Genomic DNA, 18,149 nt, shown 5'->3' on the forward strand with positions numbered 1-18,149 from the left:
TCACTGCGTGAGGGGGTCAGGACGTGCGGCGGCGGCGGGCGCTGGCGGGTGCCTCCCGACCCAGGGTTTCACCGCGGAAGAAGGCGGGGCTGGCGACGCGCTGGGCGATCATCAGGACAAGACCCACGACGATGATGACGACGGTGATGACGAAGACCAGTCCGACGCCGCCGATGTTGGACCCCGACCCGTACTCGGGGTCGGCGCTGTCGATGAGGGTCGTCACGAACAGCACGGCCAGGATGACCCCACCCACGAGCGGGGCGAGGAGTGTCAGGAAGAAGTTGCGCGCGGAGTCGAACCACTGCTTGCGGAAATACCAGACGCACGCGAACGCCGTGAGGCCGTAGTAGAAGCAGATCATCGCGCCGAGTGCGGTGATCGTGTCCGTCAGCACGTTCTCGCTGAGCACCCGCATGATCGCGTAGAACGCCGAGGCGACGACGGCCGACACGATCGTGGCGTAACCGGGGGTGAAGAACCGCGGGCTCACCTTCGCGAACTTCTTCGGCAGGGCGTCGTAGTGCGCCATGGCCAGCAGGGTCCGCGCCGGGCCGACGAAGGTCGCCTGGAGCGAGGATGCCGAGCTGGTCAGGACCGCGAGGGACACGAGGAACGCGAGGGGTCCGAGGATGGGTCCCGAGAGGTGGAAGAAGACGTTCTCCTGGATGTCCTCGTTGCCCAGGCCCAGCTCGCCGGTGCCGTTGCCCGCGAACATCAGCAGCGCGACCGCGATGAGCAGGTACAGCGCCACGATGAGGAAGACCGTGACCGTCGCGGCGCGCCCCGGGGTGCGGTCGGGATCTTTCGTCTCCTCGTTCATGGTGAGGATGACGTCCCATCCCCAGAAGATGAAGATCGACAGCGAGAGTCCCGCGGCGAAGGAACTGAACGACTCCACTTCGAACGGGTTGAACCACGACGCCTGCACGGGGCTCGCGTCGAAGGCGTTGCCGCTCATCATCTCGACCACGGCGGCGCCGGCGAACACCAGCAGCACGAGGATCTGGAACCCGACCAGGCCGTACTGCAGGCGCTGCGTCGTCTGCAGATCGCGGTACGACACCACCGTCGCCAGGAACATGAACAGCAGGCACACCGCGATGTTGATCGGGACGACCCGCGTGAGCTCCGCGATGTCGGCGTTGCCGCTGATCTGCGCGATCAGCAGGAACAGGAAGTCGACCGCGATCCCGGCGAGATTCGACAGCACGATCACGGTGGCGGCAACCAGGCCCCAGCCCGCCATCCAGCCGACCCAGGGGCCGAAGGCCCGCGCCGCCCACGTGAACGAGGTCCCGGCATCCGGCATCCGGGAATTCAGCTCGCGATAACCGAGGGCGACGAGCAGCATGGGGATGAAGCCGACGAGGATGATCGCCGGCACCTGAAACCCGACGGCCGAGACCGTGGGGCCGAGGGCACCGGTCAGAGTGTAGGCCGGGGCGATGGTGGAGATGCCGATGACGACGGCGCCGATCATGCCGATCGAACCGACGCGCAGGCCCTTGTTCGAGATGCCGGTGGTGACGGCACTATCGGGGGACGCGCTCGCACCGCGGGTTGCATCGGTCATGACGAGACCTCCTGGGTGCGGGGCACCACGATCATCGGAACGGGCAGGGCGCGCAGGATCCGCCCCGCGGTGGAGCCGAGGAACAGGCGACGCGGCTGGGCGAGGCGACTCGAACCGACCAGTGCGATCTCACCGGGCTGCCACTCGATTCGCGAGACCGCGTCTTCGATGTCGCTCCCCGTGCCCACGACGGCCTCGGCCGGCACTTCGGCAGGGAGCGCTGCGCGCGCAGCCTCCAGCACGCTCGCGGCGTGCGTCTGGCCGGTGAGACGGGTGAGCCCGGCGTCGACGCGGTTCGGCAGGTCGACGCCGGCGAGGGAGAGCAACCGCAGCGGCGCGTGGGTGCGACGCGAGACGGACGCGGCGGTGCGGAGGAGCTCGTCAGCGCCCGGGCGGGTGCCGATCGCGGCGGTGACGCGGGGAAGACCGACGTCCGGGTCGATCACGCGCGCCCCTTCCTGCGCGAGGGCGACGGGGACCGGGGCCGAGTGCACGAGCTCCTCGGCGGTGGTGCCGAGGCGGTGACGACCGCGAGGGCCTCCCCCGCCCGTGCCGACGACGATGACGCCGGCGTCGAACTCCTCCGCGGCGGCGACGAGACCGTCCGAGACGGCGGAGGCGTGTCGGACGTGGCCCCGGATGCCGGGGAACGGCGCGAGCGCGTCGCGCAGCCATCCGCGAGCGGTGTCTTCGACGAGACGCTCGTACGACGCATCGGTCGGGATCGAGACGTTGCCCTCGGCCGACGGCAGCACGACGACGGCGTGCACGGGGGCGCCCAACGCCGCTCCCAGGCGTGCGCCGAGCGCGAGGGCGTCGGCGCCCGCGTCGGTGGCCGCGTAGCCGACGACGACGCGATCGCCGGTCATCCGCGCGTCCGTTCGAGGATCTCGTCGGCGGCGCGGTGCCCCTGCCGGATCGCCCCGTCGACGTGCTGGTAGCCCGCCCCCGCCATGTCGCTGCACGCGAGGTGGATCGGCCCGACGGGCTGACGCTGATCGGCGCCGTAGCGGTGGAGCCCACCCAGGTCGAAGCTCGCGGCGTACGCCCCGCGGGTCCACTCCTCGGTGCCCCAGTCGCTCTCGTAGTAGACGACGGGGTTCTTCGCCTCGGGACCGTAGTAGTGCGAGAGCGACTCGAGGATGCGCTCCTTGCGCTCCTCGGCGCTGAGGCGGAAAAGGTCGTCGGCGTTCTGGTCGGAGACGAAGCCGACGAGGGTGCCGCGCTCGTCGCCGTGGTTGGTGTTGTCGTAGGCCTCGTGGCACAGCTCGTAGGGGCTGAACGCCGTTCCGGACAGGCCCTGCTCGCGCCAGAACGGCGTCTCGTACACCGCGTGCACCTTGATCACGAAGCCCATCGAGATGTGCTGGTGCATCTGGTGCTGCAGGCGGGGCATCGGCGGCTCGAACGAGATGCGCGAGTACAGCACCGGGGCCAGGGCCAGGATGGCGAAGCGGGCGCGGACGGTGACGCCCTCGGCGATCACCGTGACGCCGTCGGAGGAGGATGCCGCGGCCTCGACGCGTGCCGTCAGCGCCCGCAGGTCCGCCACCCGTCGGCCCGTGTCGGCCGGGCGATCCGGCGTCGCCGTCTCGGCGCCCCAGATGATGCGGCGGACCGGCTGATCGAGGAAGACGTCGTCGCCGAGACGCTCGGCCAGCAGCTCGGGCACCTGCTGGAGGCCGCCCGCGACCCGCTTGTCGAGGATGAAGTCGGCGTCGACGAGGTGCGAGTACGACCCCGCGGATGCCGCCATGAGCAGCGACTGCAGCAGCGAGAAGGTGTGCGTGGGCTTGGTGAGCATCGCCGAGCCCGTGGCGAACGCGAGGTTGCGCACGGCTTCGTCGTCGTCGGTCTGCGCCCGCAGCCAGGCGTCCCACGAGATCTTGTCCCACTCGGCGGCGTTCGGGTGCTCCCACGGCTTGTCGGGGTCGATCTCTGCCACCATGGCATCCAGCCGCGCGGTGATCTCGTCGATGGTCTTCTCGGTCTCGGGTGCGACCGGGAACATCTCCCCCGTGAAGCGCTTCGCCTCGCCGTCGGCACCGACGTACACGCTGTCGCCCTCGCGGTAGCGGCTGTAGGTGGTCAGGCCGAGATCCGCCACGGTGTCGATCAGCGCGGTCTGATCGGGAGAGACCCACTGACCGCCGAGCTCGAGCATCGCGCCGTCGATCACGTCGGTCCACAGACGTCCCCCGACGCGGTCGCGCGCCTCGAGGACGGCGACCGAGAGACCGGCCTTGCGCAGGTCGTTGGCGGCGGTGAGTCCGGCGGCGCCGGCTCCGATCACGACCACGTCACGGGTGATGTCGTCCATGGGCTCTTCTTCCTTCTCGTTCACGTCTGCGTGTTCTGCGGGACCGCTCGGGTTCGGCGGGAGTCCTCGACCCGGCGGCGGGAGGGCCCGTCGCCGAGAAGGTGGTCAGTTGCGGGCGAGGGCTGCCGCCACGATGTCGAGCCCCTCGTGCAGCAGCTCGTCGCCGATCGACAGCGGCGGGAGGAACCGGATGACGTTGCCGTAGGTGCCGCAGGTGAGGACGATGACGCCCTCGGCGATCGACGCCTTGGCGACGGCCGCGGTGAGGGCGGCGTCGGGTGCGCCGGTGGTCGGGTCGACGAACTCGGCGGCGATCATCGCGCCGTGCCCGCGCACGTCTCCGATGCGGGGGTCGTTCGCTTGGAGGGCGTGGAGGCGATCCTTCAGCGCGGCGCCGATCTGCTGCGCACGCTCGATGAGTCCCTCGTTCTCGAACGCGTCGATGGAGGCCAGAGCCGCGGCGCACGCGACCGGGTTGCCGCCGTATGTTCCGCCGAGGCCGCCCGTGTGGGTGGCATCCATGATCTCCGCCCGGCCCGTCACGGCCGCGAGCGGCAGGCCCGCGGCGATGCCCTTGGCGGTGGTGACCAGGTCGGGGACGATGCCGAAGTGCTCGCTGGCGAACATCGCGCCGGTGCGGGCGAAGCCGGACTGCACCTCGTCGGCGATGAAGACGACGCCGTTGTCGCGGCACCAGTCGACGATCGCGTTCAGGAACCCGTCGGCGGGCACGATGAAGCCGCCCTCGCCCTGGATGGGTTCGATGATGACGGCGGCGAGGTTCTCGGCGCCGACCTGCTTCTCGATGAGCGAGATCGCCTTGGCGGCGGCTTCGGGACCGGTGAGTCCGTCGCGGTACGGGTACGACAGCGGGGCGCGGTAGACCTCGGCCGCGAAGGGCCCGAAGCCGCTCTTGTACGGCATGTTCTTCGCCGTCAGCGCCATCGTGAGGTTGGTGCGGCCGTGGTAGGCGTGGTCGAACGCGACGACGGCCTGGCGACCCGTGAACTTCCGGGCGATCTTCACGGCGTTCTCGACGGCCTCGGCGCCGGAGTTGAACAGCGCGCTCTTCTTGGCGTGGTCGCCGGGAGTGAGGCGGTTCAGCGCCTCGGCGACGGCGACGTAGGAGTCGTAGGGCGAGATCATGAAGCACGTGTGGGTGAAGGCGGCGACCTGCTCCTGCACGGCGGCGACGACGGCGGGATGGGCGTTGCCGACGCTGGTGACGGCGATGCCCGAGCCGAGGTCGATGAGGGAGTTGCCGTCGGCGTCGACGACGACTCCGCCGCCCGCGGCGACCGCGTGGATGGGGACGGTGTGCCCGACACCGGATGCCACGGCCGCGGCCTTGCGATCGAGCAGCTCCTGCGAACGGGGGCCGGGGATGGCGGTGACGAGGCGGCGCTCCTGGGCGAGGGACGGACCGCCGACGGTGGGGAGGGTGTCGAGGCTCATGGCGGCGATGCTACGGAGGGCGCGACACGCGTCGCACTCTCCTGGATGTACAGTCGCTCGCACCGACATATACGTCTCGTACAGGAGGAAGCATGGTCGACACCGCCGTCGCTCCGCCCAGCCTGCGCGCGCTCCTCGCGCGTCGCGACCTGCATCTGCGCCTCGTCGTCGAGGAGCACGATCTCGCCCCCGGCAGCATGGACCGGCCGGTGCGCTGGGTGCATTCCAGCGACCTCGCCGACCCGACGCCCTTCCTCAGCGAGGGGCTGGTCCTGCTGACCACCGGCACGCAGTTCGCCGGCGCCACGGACGCGGACTACACCGCGTACGTGTCACGACTCGTCGCCCGCGGGGTGCGCGCGCTGGGGTTCGGCACCGAAGTCGTGCGAGACGGCATCCCCCCGACCCTGACGCAGGCGTGCATGGCGGCCGGGATGCCGTTGTTCGAGGTTCCGTACCGTACGCCGTTCATCGCGGTCGCGCGCGCCGGCGCCGAGGCGATCGCCGCCGACGCCTACGCCCGCCGCAGTTGGTCGCTCGCCGCGCAGCGGGCCGTGTCGCTCGCAGCCCTCCGCCCCGACGGTCTCTCGGCCACCCTCGCCGAGCTGTCCCGCCAGCTCGGCTGCTGGGTGGGGCTGTTCGATGCCGCGGGGGCCCTGCGCGACGCCCACCCCGCGGGCACGCTGGACTCGGCGGCGGTGGATGCCGCCTCGGCCGAGGTGACCGCGATGCTGCGCCGGGGGACGCGGGCGGCCGGCGCCATCCGGGTCGGTGACACGTCGGTGACCGTGCAGACGCTCGGTCGCGGCGGACACCTCCGCGGAGCCCTCGCGATAGCCTCCGACGACCTCGACCACGAAGCACGCAGCGTCGTCACCGCGGTGGTGGCCATGGCCGCGCTCGCCCTGGAGCAGCAGGACGGTCTGGGGCGGGCGGTCAGCATGTTCCGCGCGGGCCTCGTGCAGTCGCTGATCGGCGACGATCCCACGCTCGCGCGCCGCGCTGCGCGCGATCTGCTCGGCCCGCTCCCCACCGCGCCCGTCGTCGTGGCGCTGACCCCCGCGGCATCCGGCCGCTCCACCGCGCTCACGGAATGGCTCGAGCGACGCGGGCAGGAGCACCGCGGCGAGGTGTTCTTCGGCCGGGGTGACGACGGCCTGGTCATCGTGGTGCCGGCGGGCGCGCGTGAACTGCTCGCCGAGATCGCGGACCGGTTCGAGACGGTGGTCGGGTGCTCCGCCGCGACGGGCTACGACGGGTTCTCCCGCGCCCTCACCCAGGCGCGCACCGCACGGGATCGGGTCACGACGCCGGGTGTCGCCGACTTCGCCGACACCGCCCGGGCAGGCCTCATCGCCGCGCTGGGCTCGGAGGCGGCCCGGACGGTCGCGGCCGGGAGCCTCGAACCGCTCCGCCGGCACGACGTCGAACAGGGCTCCGCGCTCGTGAGCACGCTGGACGCCTGGCTCGCCAACGACTGCTCGCACGAGGCGACGGCGCACGCGCTCGGCATCCACCGCCACACCGTGCGGGCCCGCATCGCTCACGCCGAGCGCGTGGCCGAGCGCGACCTGTCGTCGTTCGCAGCCCGCGCGGAGCTCTGGGCAGCATTGCGGCTATCGGAGTAGGCGCGCGCCTGGCCCCCCGCGGTCGGAAGCGCGACCACCCCGAGCTCTCGACAGCCGGCCGGACGCGCTACTCCCGCGCCGGATCGACCGGCGCGAAACGCCGGAGGCTCTCGGGCGAGGTCAGGCGCGACGCCGCGAGCGAACCGGCGACGGCGAGGAAGATCGGCACCAACAGCGTGAAACCGGTGTCGGTGAACTCGATGACGAGCGCGATCGCGGTGAAGGGCGCGCGCATGTTGGATGCCAGGAACGCCGCCGCCGCGACGATCGCCAAGGCCGTGGCATCCGCTCCCGGCCAGACGAACGCCCAACCGGCGGCCGCCGCCGCGCCCAGTGCCGCACCGATCGCGACCGACGGCTGCAGCGTGCCGCCGATCGCCCCGGCACCGAGCGAGACCGAGGTCGCGACGTACTTCATCAGCGCGAGCGCGATGAGCAGGATCGCGGGCTCGGAGAGGTCGAACGCCGCCGCCGCCAGGGAGCGACCGTTGCCGAGGATGAGGGGGAAGACCGCGCCGAGTGCTCCGACGGCCGCGAAAGCGACGGGAAGGACCACGAGCAGCCGCCACCCCTCGGGACGGAACCGCGAGAGCGTCTTGGTCACGGCGGAGAAGCTCGACGCTCCCCATCCCATCAGGGGCCCGATCAGGATCGCGGCGACGATCAGGGAGGCGTTCACCTCGACGGATGCCACGGAGTACAGCGAGCCGTCACCGACGAGCGGGCGCGCGACGAGGGTCGCGAGAGAGCTCGCGGCGAGCGCGACCACCGCCGCGCCGACGCTGAATTGCGCGAGCAGGATCTCGATGGCGAAGAGGGCGCCGCCGAGGGGCACGTTGTAGACGGCGGCCAGACCGGCCCCGGCGGCGGAGGCGATGAGGATGCGAGACCACCGGGCGTCGAGGCGGAACCACCGCACGATCTTCGACCCCGCCATCGCCGACAGCTCGCGCGGCGCGACCTCCTTACCGATCGACGCTCCCATCGCGACCGACCCCACCTGGAGGACGGTGTCGACGAGGGTCTCCCACCACGGCATCCGCGCCCCGTCCACCCCCTGCTCGACCGTGGCGAGGCGTCGGCCGAACCGGCGGAGCAGGTACCACCCGACGGCGACGACGGCGCCGGCGCCGCCCACCGTCGCGATCGGAAGCCACCAGGGGTCGGGGACGGCGAAGCCGTCGAGGAACGGCCCCTCCTCGTGCCCCCACACCAGATGCTCCAGACTGTGGGCGATCCAGACCAGCAGGAGCACGGCGAGACCCGCGCCGACGCCGACGAGCGCGGTCGAAGCCCCCAGCCGCACGAGCGAGCCGAGTCCCCCACGTCGGGAGCGGAGGGGCGTGGTGGGCGCTGTCATCCGCTCACGGTAACCGACCCGTGTGTCGCGCTGATGGCGCGCTAGCGTGACGGCATGACGCCCCCGCCTCCCCTGCCGCCCCGGCGTGGTGTCGACGTTCTCGGCATCGTCGCGGTGTGCCTCGCGAGCCTCGTGACCCTTCCGACCCTGGCGGTCTTCCTGATCGGCCTGATTCCCGAGATGAACGCGATCTGGTGGCTCGGGATCGTGCTCCTGCCCCTCCTCGTCCTCGACGGAGCCCTCGTCGTGGTCCTCGCCGTCATCGGCATCACGGTCGGCGTGCGACGTCACGGTCCCCGGGCGATCTCGATCGTGGCGCTGGTGGTCGGCATCCTGATGCTCCTTCCCGCCTTCCTGCTCTGGACGGGATCGGCGATCTGAGCCTCGGCGCGCCGGGATGGGAACACTAGGCTCGGGTCCGTGACTTCCCGAGCTCCTCTCTCCCGCAAGCTGTCCGCGATCGCCGAGTCCGCGACCCTCAAGGTCGACGCCAAGGCCAAGGCCCTGCAGGCCGCCGGCCGTCCGGTGATCTCCTATGCGGCCGGAGAACCCGATTTCGCGACCCCCTCGTTCATCGTGGACGCCGCCGCCGACGCGCTGCAGGACCCGAAGAACTACCGCTACACGCCGGCCGCGGGCCTTCCCGTGCTGCGTGAGGCGATCGCCGCGAAGACGCTGCGCGATTCGGGACTCGAGGTCGCCCCCTCGCAGGTCATCGTCACGAACGGCGGCAAGCAGTCGGTCTACCAGGCGTTCCAGACCGTGGTGAACCCCGGCGACGAGGTGCTGCTGCCCGCGCCGTACTGGACGACCTACCCCGAGGCCATCGCGCTGGCCGACGGCACCCCCGTCGAGGTCTTCGCGGGCGCCGACCAGGACTACAAGGTCACCGTCGCCCAGCTCGAGGCGGCTCGCACCGACAAGACGACGGTGCTCGTGTTCGTGTCCCCCTCGAACCCGACCGGTTCGGTCTACACGCCCGAGGAGACCGCCGAGATCGGCCGCTGGGCTCTCGAGCACGGCATCTGGGTCATCACCGACGAGATCTACCAGAACCTCACCTACGAGGGCGTCCGTGCCGTGTCGATCGTCGAGGCCGTGCCCGAGCTCGCGCAGCAGACCATCCTCGTCAACGGCGTCGCGAAGACCTACGCCATGACCGGATGGCGCGTGGGCTGGATGGTGGGACCGGCGGATGCCATGAAGCTCGCCGGCAACCTGCAGTCGCACCTGTCGAGCAACGTCAACAACGTCGCCCAGATCGCCGCCGCGGCCGCCCTCAACGGCCCGCAGGACGAGGCCGAGCAGTTCCGTCTCGCTTTCGACCGCCGCCGGAAGCTGATCGTCTCGGAACTGTCCAAGATCGAGGGTGTCGAGGTACCGAACCCCCTCGGCGCGTTCTACGTCTACCCCGACGTGCAGGGTCTGCTGAACCGCGAGTGGGACGGGGTGACGCCCACGACCTCGCTCGAGTTGGCCGACCTCATCCTCGAGAAGGCCGAGGTGGCCGTGGTGCCCGGCGAGGCCTTCGGCCCGAGCGGCTACCTGCGCCTGTCGTACGCACTCGGCGACGAGCAGCTCCTCGAGGGCGTGCAGCGCCTGCAGCGACTGTTCGCCTGAGCTCTCTCGCGCGAGTCGCCAAAAATTGTCGCCTTTGGGGGGCCTCAAGCGACAATTCTTGGCGACTCACGCGGGGCTGGGGATAAGTCGGACGGCAATCTCGGACGGCGCGGCACGATCGACGGATGCCGTCGAACTCGCGACCCGAAGGACCCGCCGCCGCTTTCACCATCGCCGAGGGCGCCGCGCACGGGCTCACACCGAGTACCTTGCGCTCGAGAGCGTGGGCAGCGGCGCACAGTGGCATCCGGATCGCCCCTGAGGCCTCGGAACGCGAGAGCCTGGCTGCGTTGCTGCGAGCCGTGCCGGGTCGCTCGTTCGTCTGCGGTCCGTCCGCAGCGATCCTTCACGGCCTTCCCTTACCGGGACCGGTGGAGGTGCGGGCGAGGGAGTGCCCCGTCATCGGCGTGCCCGCCGGGTCGAACCGGATCCGCCGTCCAGGCGTCGTCGGCCGCTCGCTCCTGGTCGCCCCGGGTGATCTCGTCGAGGTGGACGGCATCCGGTGCACCTCGCCGCTGCGCACGTGGGCAGAGCTCGCCGAGACGCTCAGCGTCGCGCAGCTGACCGCTGTCTCCGACCGGCTCATCTCACGTCGACATCCGATGGCCACTCGTGAGGACCTCGAGAGAACCCATCGACGGTTTCTCGGCGGTCGCGGATCGAAGCGCCGTCGCCTCGCGGTCGACTTCGCCGACGAGGGGGCGGAGTCGCCGAAGGAATCCGAACTGAGGGTCCTGCTGATCATGGCGGGGCTGCCCGCACCGGAGACCAATGTCGAGATCTACGACGGTTCACGTTTCGTCGCGCGGGTGGATCTGCTCTACCGGTTCGCGCGGCAGATCATCGAATTTGACGGCGATCATCATCGCGATCCCGACCAGTGGAGCCGCGACCAGATTCGGAGGGCGGAACTGGAATCTCTCGGGTACCGCATGACGGTTGTGACCCGCCGCGACTTCGACGCCCCCGCCGCCCTCATCTCCCGCATCCGTCGCCTTCTCGCGGCACCCGCGTGAGTTGCCAGAATCTGTCGCTTCAGACATCCCGCAGGCGACAAATCTTGGCGACTCGCGCGGGAGGGGGCGGGCTACAGCTCGACGCCCACCAGCACCGGTTCGGGCTGCAGCACCAGGCCGAACTCCGACGCCACACGGCTCTGCACGAAGCGGGCGAGCTCGGCGATCTCGGCCGCCGTGGCCTCGCCGCGATTGGTCAGCGCGAGGGTGTGCTTGGTCGACAGGCCGGCGCGCGAGCGCGGGAAGCGGAATCCGCGCGAGAGCCCGGCGTTCTCGATCAGCCAGGCTGCGCTCACCTTCACCTCGCGCTGTTCGACGGGGGGAGGGGGGAGGATGCCGTCGAACGCCGCCAGCGGGATCACTCTGACCGGGTCGAGCTCGGGCGTCATGGGCCACTTCGGGCACGCCGCGGGCAGCGTCCGGGCGAACGCCTCGGAGACGATGGCGTTCTGGAAGAACGAGCCGGCGCTCCAGGTATCGGGGTCTTCGGCGTCGAGCACCATTCCCTTGCGCGCGCGGGTGGCGAGGACGTGGTCGCGGATCCAGCGCAGCGACACCGCGTCGGCGGCATCCACTCCCAGGGCGGCGCGCAGCTGATCGCCGGGGATCGGGCGCTCGCCGTCACCGACGCGCTCGAGCTCGAGAGTGACCGAGAGGATGACGGCGGAGCGCTGGGGCGTGGACCCGTAGTGCTGCTTGAGAACGGACGTGCGGAACCCGAGGCCGAGGTCGGAAGCGGGAACGATCGACACCTCGCCGCTCGCCTCATCGATCACCTCGACCTCGACGAGGGTCTGCACGATCTCCTGCCCGTAGGCGCCGATGTTCTGCACCGGCGCCGCACCGACCGTGCCGGGGATCCCCGACATGGCCTCGATTCCAGCCAACCCGCGCTCCACCGTCTCGGCGACGAGCGCGTCCCAGTCGTGGCCGGCCTGCACCCGCAGGCGGACGGCGGCGTCACGCGAGCCGGGCAGTTCTTCGATACCGGTCGACCGTACGCGGACGACGGTGCCGTCGAAGGGCTCGTCGTCGACGAAGATGTTGGACCCGCCGCCGAGCACGAACCACGGCTCGCCGCCGGTCCACACCTCGCGAAGGACGGCCACGAGCTCGTCGGCGGAGTACGCGTCGACGAGGCGGGCGGGCTCCCCTCCGGTGCGGAGGGTCGTCAGGCGCGACAGCGGGATCGGGGCGACCTCGGGCATCAGCTCACCCGCACCCGTACCTGCGCCTTGCCGAGCACCGAGGTACCGGCGAACGTCACGGTGAGGTCGACGCGCGCCGTCTCGTCGTCGACGGCGCCGACCTCGGCGCGCACGTGGATGTCGGCGCCGGTCATGGCGTCCACGATCACGGGACGCGTGAACTTCACGCCGCACTCGGCGATCAGGCCGGGATCCCCCAGGGCGTCGGTGACGATGCCGACGGCGATCCCCATGGTGAGCATGCCGTGCGCGAGCACGCCCGGCAGGCCGACCGCCGCGGCAACGTCGTCGTTGTAGTGGATGGGGTTGAAGTCGTTCGATGCGCCCGCGTACCGCACGAGCGACTCGCGCGTGAGGTGCACGGAGCGTTCGGCGATGATCTGGCCCACGGTGAAATCGCTCATGCGTCGGAGTCCCCCACGAGAAGAATGCTGGTGGTGGTCACGACGTGGGCGCCGTCTGCATCCACGACCTCGGCCTCCATCGTGACCATGGAGCTACCCCGCATCGCGCGGACGCCGGCGACCGTGAGCGTCGCGACCAGTTCGTCTCCGGCGACGATCGGCCGCGAGTAGCGGAAGCGCTGCTCTGCGTGCACGACGCGCGACAGTTCGATGCCGGATTCCGGGTAGGCCAGCATCTGCTGCAGCGTGATGTCCTGCATGACGATGGCGAACGTCGGCGGCGCGACGACGTCGGCGTAGCCGAGCGCGCGAGCCGCGTCGGGGTCGACGTGCTGCGGAGCGTCGGCGAAGACGGAACGTGCGAACTCTCGCACTTTCTCTCGACCGACCAGATACGGCGCGGTCGGCGGGAAGGCGCGACCGACCAGTTCGGGATTCACGGGCATCGAATCAGTCTATCGACGCGACCCGACGCCCTCTCAGCGCTGGTGGCGACCTCGGACGGCCTTGATCGCCATCTGCACGGCGATGAAGGCCAGGAACACGGAGAACAGGATGTTGCCGACGAGCGGGTCGACGAGGGTGGCGATGAAGGCGCCCAGCGCGGTCGTCGTACAGGCGGCGAGACCGACGAACGCCGCCGCCCGGAGGTCGACATTGGACCGGCGGAGGTTGCCGATGGTGCCCGAGACGGCTGCGGGGATCATCATCAGCAGCGAGGTGCCCTTGGCGATGAGGTCGCTGGTGCCGAAGAGCAGCATCAGCGCCGGCACGACGATGATGCCGCCACCCACGCCGAGGAGACCGGCCAGGATGCCGGTGATCACCCCGAGCACGCCGAGCAGCGGGCCCGTGATCCAGGTCAGGACGAGCTCGGCGTCGCGCGAGGGGACGACGAAATAGAGGCTGACAATGACGACGGCGAGGAACGCCACGAACGACCACCGCAGCGCGGTCTGCGACAGCTTGGGAAGCAGCCACGTGCCGATCTGCGCGCCAACCACGGCACCGGCGGCGAGGATGAGCGCGGGAAGCCACGCCACCGATCCGTGCACCGCGTAGGAGATGACGCCCACGGATGCCGTGGGGACGATGGCCGCCAGAGAGGTTCCCGCGGCGAGCCGCTGGTCGAAACCGAGAAGGAGCACGAGCAGGGGGACGATGACGGTGCCGCCGCCCACGCCGAAGAGACCGGACAGGAGTCCGGCCAGAAGACCCACGCCGATGCAGACGAGGTAGAACCGGGTGGAGCGGACAGGGCGGGTGTCGGAGGTCACGGGCGCGGGGTTCCTTCGGAAGACGGTCCACGGCGGCGAAGCGCCACCGACCAACCAGTCTTCCACTCGCGCGAGGCGCGACGGGACGGCATCCGCCGGCTCACGCGCCGCGCGGGAAAGAAAGCGGCCCCCGGTGGTCCGAAGCCGCGTCCACCGGGGGCCGTCGCCCTCACAGGTCAAGCTGGACGGTGACCCGAACACCGGCCGGCGACCACTCGCGTGAGGGTGCGACAAGATGACAATAAATCCAACGGCCTCCGCCGATCGACCGGTTGACGACGGTAGCTCGGAGTGCTAACTACTTATGTCGCTAGTTGTTCGCTCGTGGCCGGGAATGCCCACCCCGCGCGCGCCGTTGCACCCCCGCATGACAACCGTAGGAATCATCGGAGCAGGACACATCGGCTCGGCGCTCGCCCAGGGCTTCGCGAAGAACGGCTACGACGTCGTGATCGCCAACTCACGGGGGCCTCGAGACGCTCACCGACCTCGTCGCGTCGGTCGGCGACAAGGCCCGCGCGGCAACGGCCCACGACGCCGCGGAAGCCGGTGACTTCGTCGTGGTCACGGTGCCGCTGAAGGCGATCGCCGAGGTGCCCGTCGCCCCTCTCGCCGGCAAGATCGTGCTCGACACCAACAACTACTACTTCGAGCGCGATGGGCGCATCGCCGAGCTCGACGAGAAGAAGACGACCACCTCGCAGATGCTTCAGGATCACCTGCCGCAGTCGCACGTCGTGAAGGCGTTCAACCACATCATGGCCGCCGACATCCTCACCGACGGCGCCCCCGTCGGTACCGAGAACCGCCGCGCTCTGGCCACCTCCGGCGACTCCGACGAGGCCGTGGCCCTCGTCACCCGCGTCTACGACGAATTCGGCTTCGATACCGTCAACGTCGGTCCGCTCAGCGAGAGCTGGCGCGTCGAGCGCGACCAGCCGGCCTACGTCGTGCGGCAGAACGCCGACGAGCTGACGCAGAACCTGGCTCGCGCCGAGCGCTGACACGCTCCGCACCACTGAGAAACGGCATCCGCGCCCGGAAACGACCCGTTGAGGCGTTTCCCGGTGCGGATGCCGTTTCTCGATGCCTCGCGGTACCCCGGGAGTGGCGGAGCGTCGAGCTCAGAGCGACGCGAGCGCCTGGTCCACGTCGGCGACGAGGTCGTCGACCGACTCGATGCCGACCGACAGGCGGACGATCGTGTCGGGGACCGCGAGCTCGGTCCCACGGACGGAGGCGTGGGTCATGGCATCCGGGTAGTTCACGAGCGACTCCACGCCCCCGAGCGACTCCGCGAGGGTGAACAGGCGCGTCGACTCCGCGAAACGACGGGCGGTCGCGCCGTCCGCCAGGGCGAGCGAGACGATGCCGCCGAAGCCGCTCATCTGCGTCGCCGCGAGGTCGTGGCCCGGGTGCGCGGGGAGCCCCGGGTAGTACACCGTCGCGACCCGATCGTGCCGCGCCAGGTATTCGGCCACGGCCTGCGCGTTCGAGCTGTGACGCTGCATGCGGATGCCGAGCGTCTTGATGCCGCGCGTGGTGAGGTACGCGTCGAACGGCCCGGACACCGCCCCCGCGGCGAACTGCAGGAACTGCGTCTTCTCGGCGAGGTCGGCATCGGCGAAGGCCAACGCACCGCCCACGACGTCGCTGTGGCCGCCCAGGTACTTGGTCGCCGAGTGCACCACCACGTCGGCGCCCAGTGCGATGGGGCGCTGCAGCGCGGGCGAGGCGAAGGTGTTGTCGACCACGACGATCGCGCCCGCCGCGTGCCCGAGACGAGCGAGACCGGCGATGTCGGTGATGCGCAGCATCGGATTGCTGGGTGTCTCGACCCAGACCATGCGCGGCGCGCGCTCTTCGATCGCCGCGGCGACGGCATCCAGGTCGCTCATGTCGACGACGCGGAGCTTCACTCCCCACGGCCCCAGAACCCGCGCGAGCAGGCGATAGGTGCCGCCGTACACGTCGTTGCCCAGCAGCACCTCGTCGCCGGGCACGAGTGCCGCGCGCAGCAGCGCGTCTTCGCCGGCCAGGCCGGAGGCGAACGACAGGGCGCGGACGGCTCCCTCGAGTGCGGCGATCTGCGACTCCAGCGCGGTGCGCGTGGGGTTGCCGCTGCGGCCGTACTCGTAGCCGCCGCGCAGGCCGCCGATGCCGTCCTGCGCGTACGTGGTGGACACGTGGAGCGGCGGGATGACCGCACCGGTCGTCTCATCGGGGGCCTGACCCGCGTGGACGGCGAGGCTGTCGAATCCGCGGGCGGCGTCGTGGGTGCTCATGGTGTGTGCTCCTGGGTGCTCGGGGGGATGACGGATGCCTCGGCTGTAACGTCGTAGCCCCGCGCGGTCATCCACTCGTCGTCGAAGATCTTGCTGAGATAGCCCCGACCGTGGTCGGGCAGCACTACGACCACCACCGCCTCGGCCGGCAGATCGCGGGCGACGCGGAGGGCGGCGACGACGGCCATGCCGCTGGAACCGCCCACGAGCAGCCCCTCCTCGCGCGCGAGGCGCCGCGTCATCGCGAACGACTCGGCGTCGGAGACGCGCTCGTACCCGTCGACGAGCGAGGGGTCGAAGGCCGGCGGCCAGAAGTCCTCGCCCACACCCTCGACGTCGTAACCGTGGATCTCGTCACCCGAATAGATCGAGCCCACCGGGTCGGCGCCCACGATGCGCACGCGGTCCCCCGCCACCTCGCGCAGGTAGCGACCGGTGCCGGTGATGGTGCCCCCCGTGCCGACGCCGGCGACGAAGTGGGTGAGCTCGCCCTCGGTGTCACGCCAGATCTCGGGACCGGTGGTCTCGTAGTGACTGCGCGGACCGTTCGGGTTGGCGTACTGGTTGGGTTTGAAGGCGCCCGGGATCTCGCGGACGAGACGGTCGGAGACGCTGTAATACGAGTTCGGGTCGTCGGGCTCGACGTTCGTCGGCGTCACCACGACCTCGGCGCCGTAGGCCCGGAGGACGGCGCGCTTGTCTTCGGCCACCTTGTCGGGCACCACGAAGACGCAGCGGTAGCCGCGCTGCTGGGCGATGAGCGCCAACCCGACCCCGGTGTTGCCGCTGGTGGGCTCGACGATCACGCCGCCCGGACGCAGCAGACCGTCGCGCTCGGCGGCATCCACGATGTTGGCGGCGATGCGGTCCTTCGCCGACCCGCCGGGGTTGAAGTACTCGATCTTCGCGAGAACGGTGGCGGCGATGCCATCGGTCACGCGGGTGAGACGGACGAGGGGGGTGTTGCCGACGAGGTCGGCGACGCTGTGGGCGTAACGCACGATGGATTCCTGGGGATGAGTGCGCCGGAGGGCGCGGCTGACGGGGTCGTCGAAGGAACGCGGAGAGCGTTCAGCGACAACAGCGACAGGTCAGCACGCCGTCAGCATACCGCGACTGCTCCGGCGTCACGACACCGCTCCGAGGAACTCCTCGAAGCTCTGCGCCGCGCGGCCCGTCACCCGTTCGACGTCGCCCGAGACGGTGGCGAGGTCTCCGCTGGCGATGGCGGTGTAGGTGCTGACCCACGCGTCGACCTGCCAGCGCGGGGCGCCGTACGCCGCGCGCGACGCGTAGGCCTCGTCGAGGCTCTCGTCGACGAACCGCACGGGGTGGCCCCGCACCGCGGAGATCTTCTCGGCGACCTGCGTCAACGTCAGGGCCTCGGGGCCCGTCAGGTCGTACGAGGTGTCGGCGTGAGCGGCCGGATCGAGCAGCACCGACACCGCGGTGGCCGCCACGTCGGAGCGGGACACGAGCGAGCACCGCCCGTCGGCCGCCGGCCCCCGGATGACGCCGTCGTCACCGGCGAACAGCTCCATCATGTCCATGTAGAAGTTGTCGCGAAGGAACGTCCAGGTCATCCCGGAGGCGCGGATGACGTCCTCTGTCGCAGCGTGATCACGGCCGAGCGTGAAGACGGCGTCCGGGGCCGCCGCGAGGAACGACGTGTAGACGATCGAACGGACACCGGCGTCGGCGGCCGCCTCGACGAAGGTGCGGTGGTGCTCCACGCGATCGGCGGTCTCCGACGCCGAGACCATGAAGAGCGTCTCGACCCCCTGCAGGGCCGCGCGGGCGGCATCCGCGTCGGAGTAGCGGGCGACCTGCACCTCCCCCCGGTCGAGAGAGGGGGCGCGTGTTGCGTCGCGCACGAGAAGGCGCTGGGGGATGCCGCGGGCGGCGAGGTCGCGGGCCACGCGACCTCCCACGGCGCCGGTGGATCCGGTGACGGCGATCAGGGGCGACGAGGGCATTCGGCCTCCGGGAGGGAATGAGGG

The 18,149-nt window shown here is 70.6% G+C and carries 16 protein-coding genes and 1 pseudogene; 5 read left to right on the forward strand and 12 right to left on the reverse strand.

All coding sequences use genetic code 11. The features are described from left to right. Positions 1-16: 16 nt before the first annotated feature. From ACTJJP_RS08190 to gabT, 4 genes are all read right to left on the reverse strand, one after another. Positions 17-1,576, reverse strand: coding sequence for an APC family permease (locus ACTJJP_RS08190; protein ID WP_440774520.1), 1,560 nt, complete (start codon positions 1,574-1,576; stop codon positions 17-19). Beyond that, positions 1,573-2,445 carry a universal stress protein gene (locus ACTJJP_RS08195; RefSeq protein WP_440774521.1) on the reverse strand — a complete coding sequence of 291 codons (873 nt, stop codon included), beginning with the start codon at positions 2,443-2,445 and terminating at the stop codon, positions 1,573-1,575. The genes ACTJJP_RS08190 and ACTJJP_RS08195 overlap by 4 nt, the downstream gene beginning before the upstream one ends. Further along, positions 2,442-3,896, reverse strand: a complete 1,455-nt coding sequence (locus ACTJJP_RS08200; protein ID WP_440774522.1) for a flavin monoamine oxidase family protein — start codon at positions 3,894-3,896, stop codon at positions 2,442-2,444. The genes ACTJJP_RS08195 and ACTJJP_RS08200 overlap by 4 nt, the downstream gene beginning before the upstream one ends. A 105-nt stretch (positions 3,897-4,001) precedes the next feature. Then, complete coding sequence (gene gabT / locus ACTJJP_RS08205; RefSeq protein WP_440774523.1) at positions 4,002-5,351, reverse strand: 4-aminobutyrate--2-oxoglutarate transaminase; 1,350 nt, start codon at positions 5,349-5,351, stop codon at positions 4,002-4,004. A 92-nt stretch (positions 5,352-5,443) separates the two neighbouring features. On the opposite strand from gabT, the gene ACTJJP_RS08210 reads away from it, so the two are divergent. Continuing rightward, positions 5,444-6,979, forward strand: a complete 1,536-nt coding sequence (locus tag ACTJJP_RS08210; protein ID WP_440774524.1) for a PucR family transcriptional regulator — start codon at positions 5,444-5,446, stop codon at positions 6,977-6,979. A gap of 67 nt (positions 6,980-7,046) precedes the next feature. Here ACTJJP_RS08210 and ACTJJP_RS08215 read toward each other — a convergent pair whose 3' ends face one another. Next, positions 7,047-8,339, reverse strand: a complete 1,293-nt coding sequence (locus ACTJJP_RS08215; protein ID WP_440774525.1) for a chloride channel protein — start codon at positions 8,337-8,339, stop codon at positions 7,047-7,049. A gap of 54 nt (positions 8,340-8,393) precedes the next feature. Between ACTJJP_RS08215 and ACTJJP_RS08220 the strand changes: the two genes are divergently transcribed. The 3 genes from ACTJJP_RS08220 to ACTJJP_RS08230 all read left to right on the forward strand — a co-directional run bounded on the left by ACTJJP_RS08220 (position 8,394) and on the right by ACTJJP_RS08230 (position 10,975). After that, positions 8,394-8,720: a hypothetical protein gene (locus tag ACTJJP_RS08220; protein ID WP_440774526.1), complete on the forward strand. Its 327-nt coding sequence runs from the start codon at positions 8,394-8,396 to the stop codon at positions 8,718-8,720. Between the two features lie 39 nt (positions 8,721-8,759). After that, positions 8,760-9,959: a pyridoxal phosphate-dependent aminotransferase gene (locus ACTJJP_RS08225; RefSeq protein WP_440774527.1), complete on the forward strand. Its 1,200-nt coding sequence runs from the start codon at positions 8,760-8,762 to the stop codon at positions 9,957-9,959. Between the two features lie 407 nt (positions 9,960-10,366). Continuing rightward, positions 10,367-10,975 (forward strand): hypothetical protein, encoded by a 609-nt coding sequence (locus ACTJJP_RS08230; RefSeq protein ID WP_440774528.1) that lies wholly within the window; start codon positions 10,367-10,369, stop codon positions 10,973-10,975. Between the two features lie 71 nt (positions 10,976-11,046). Here the strand turns inward: ACTJJP_RS08230 and ACTJJP_RS08235 are convergent, their stop codons facing one another. From ACTJJP_RS08235 to ACTJJP_RS08250, 4 genes are read right to left on the reverse strand one after another with little or no spacing between them, the layout of a single operon-like run. Continuing rightward, positions 11,047-12,183 (reverse strand): UDP-N-acetylmuramate dehydrogenase, encoded by a 1,137-nt coding sequence (locus ACTJJP_RS08235; protein ID WP_440774529.1) that lies wholly within the window; start codon positions 12,181-12,183, stop codon positions 11,047-11,049. Then, complete coding sequence (locus ACTJJP_RS08240) at positions 12,183-12,587, reverse strand: MaoC/PaaZ C-terminal domain-containing protein (RefSeq protein WP_440774530.1); 405 nt, start codon at positions 12,585-12,587, stop codon at positions 12,183-12,185. The genes ACTJJP_RS08235 and ACTJJP_RS08240 overlap by 1 nt, the downstream gene beginning before the upstream one ends. Next, positions 12,584-13,033: an FAS1-like dehydratase domain-containing protein gene (locus ACTJJP_RS08245; RefSeq protein ID WP_440774531.1), complete on the reverse strand. Its 450-nt coding sequence runs from the start codon at positions 13,031-13,033 to the stop codon at positions 12,584-12,586. The genes ACTJJP_RS08240 and ACTJJP_RS08245 overlap by 4 nt, the downstream gene beginning before the upstream one ends. A 33-nt stretch (positions 13,034-13,066) precedes the next feature. Next, a complete protein-coding gene (locus ACTJJP_RS08250; RefSeq protein WP_440774711.1) occupies positions 13,067-13,918 on the reverse strand; it encodes a sulfite exporter TauE/SafE family protein in 852 nt (283 codons plus the stop codon). 313 nt (positions 13,919-14,231) lie between these two features. On the opposite strand from ACTJJP_RS08250, the pseudogene ACTJJP_RS08255 reads away from it, so the two are divergent. After that, positions 14,232-14,868 (forward strand): annotated as a pseudogene (locus tag ACTJJP_RS08255) (NADPH-dependent F420 reductase). Positions 14,869-14,988: 120 nt separating this feature from the next. Here the strand turns inward: ACTJJP_RS08255 and ACTJJP_RS08260 are convergent. The 3 genes from ACTJJP_RS08260 to ACTJJP_RS08270 all read right to left on the reverse strand — a co-directional run bounded on the left by ACTJJP_RS08260 (position 14,989) and on the right by ACTJJP_RS08270 (position 18,125). After that, a complete protein-coding gene (locus ACTJJP_RS08260; protein WP_440774532.1) occupies positions 14,989-16,149 on the reverse strand; it encodes a cystathionine gamma-synthase in 1,161 nt (386 codons plus the stop codon). Further along, the gene (locus ACTJJP_RS08265) at positions 16,146-17,150 is read right to left on the reverse strand and encodes a pyridoxal-phosphate dependent enzyme (RefSeq protein WP_440774533.1); all 1,005 of its coding nucleotides are present in this window, start codon (positions 17,148-17,150) and stop codon (positions 16,146-16,148) included. Before ACTJJP_RS08265 ends, ACTJJP_RS08260 begins: the two co-directional genes overlap by 4 nt. Positions 17,151-17,276: 126 nt before the next feature. Then, positions 17,277-18,125, reverse strand: a complete 849-nt coding sequence (locus tag ACTJJP_RS08270; protein WP_440774534.1) for an SDR family oxidoreductase — start codon at positions 18,123-18,125, stop codon at positions 17,277-17,279. Positions 18,126-18,149: the final 24 nt, after the last annotated feature.

This window comes from Microbacterium sp. 22296 (genome assembly GCF_052045385.1).
GTDB lineage: Bacteria > Actinomycetota > Actinomycetes > Actinomycetales > Microbacteriaceae > Microbacterium.

Coding starts and splice junctions, on each gene's coding strand:
- ACTJJP_RS08190 (WP_440774520.1), bottom strand. CDS start 1,576: ATGACCGATGCAACCCGCGGTGCGAGCGCGTCCCCCGATAGTGCCGTC.
- ACTJJP_RS08195 (WP_440774521.1), bottom strand. CDS start 2,445: ATGACCGGCGATCGCGTCGTCGTCGGCTACGCGGCCACCGACGCGGGC.
- ACTJJP_RS08200 (WP_440774522.1), bottom strand. CDS start 3,896: ATGGACGACATCACCCGTGACGTGGTCGTGATCGGAGCCGGCGCCGCC.
- gabT (WP_440774523.1), bottom strand. CDS start 5,351: ATGAGCCTCGACACCCTCCCCACCGTCGGCGGTCCGTCCCTCGCCCAG.
- ACTJJP_RS08210 (WP_440774524.1), top strand. CDS start 5,444: ATGGTCGACACCGCCGTCGCTCCGCCCAGCCTGCGCGCGCTCCTCGCG.
- ACTJJP_RS08215 (WP_440774525.1), bottom strand. CDS start 8,339: ATGACAGCGCCCACCACGCCCCTCCGCTCCCGACGTGGGGGACTCGGC.
- ACTJJP_RS08220 (WP_440774526.1), top strand. CDS start 8,394: ATGACGCCCCCGCCTCCCCTGCCGCCCCGGCGTGGTGTCGACGTTCTC.
- ACTJJP_RS08235 (WP_440774529.1), bottom strand. CDS start 12,183: ATGCCCGAGGTCGCCCCGATCCCGCTGTCGCGCCTGACGACCCTCCGC.
- ACTJJP_RS08240 (WP_440774530.1), bottom strand. CDS start 12,587: ATGAGCGATTTCACCGTGGGCCAGATCATCGCCGAACGCTCCGTGCAC.
- ACTJJP_RS08245 (WP_440774531.1), bottom strand. CDS start 13,033: ATGCCCGTGAATCCCGAACTGGTCGGTCGCGCCTTCCCGCCGACCGCG.
- ACTJJP_RS08260 (WP_440774532.1), bottom strand. CDS start 16,149: ATGAGCACCCACGACGCCGCCCGCGGATTCGACAGCCTCGCCGTCCAC.
- ACTJJP_RS08270 (WP_440774534.1), bottom strand. CDS start 18,125: ATGCCCTCGTCGCCCCTGATCGCCGTCACCGGATCCACCGGCGCCGTG.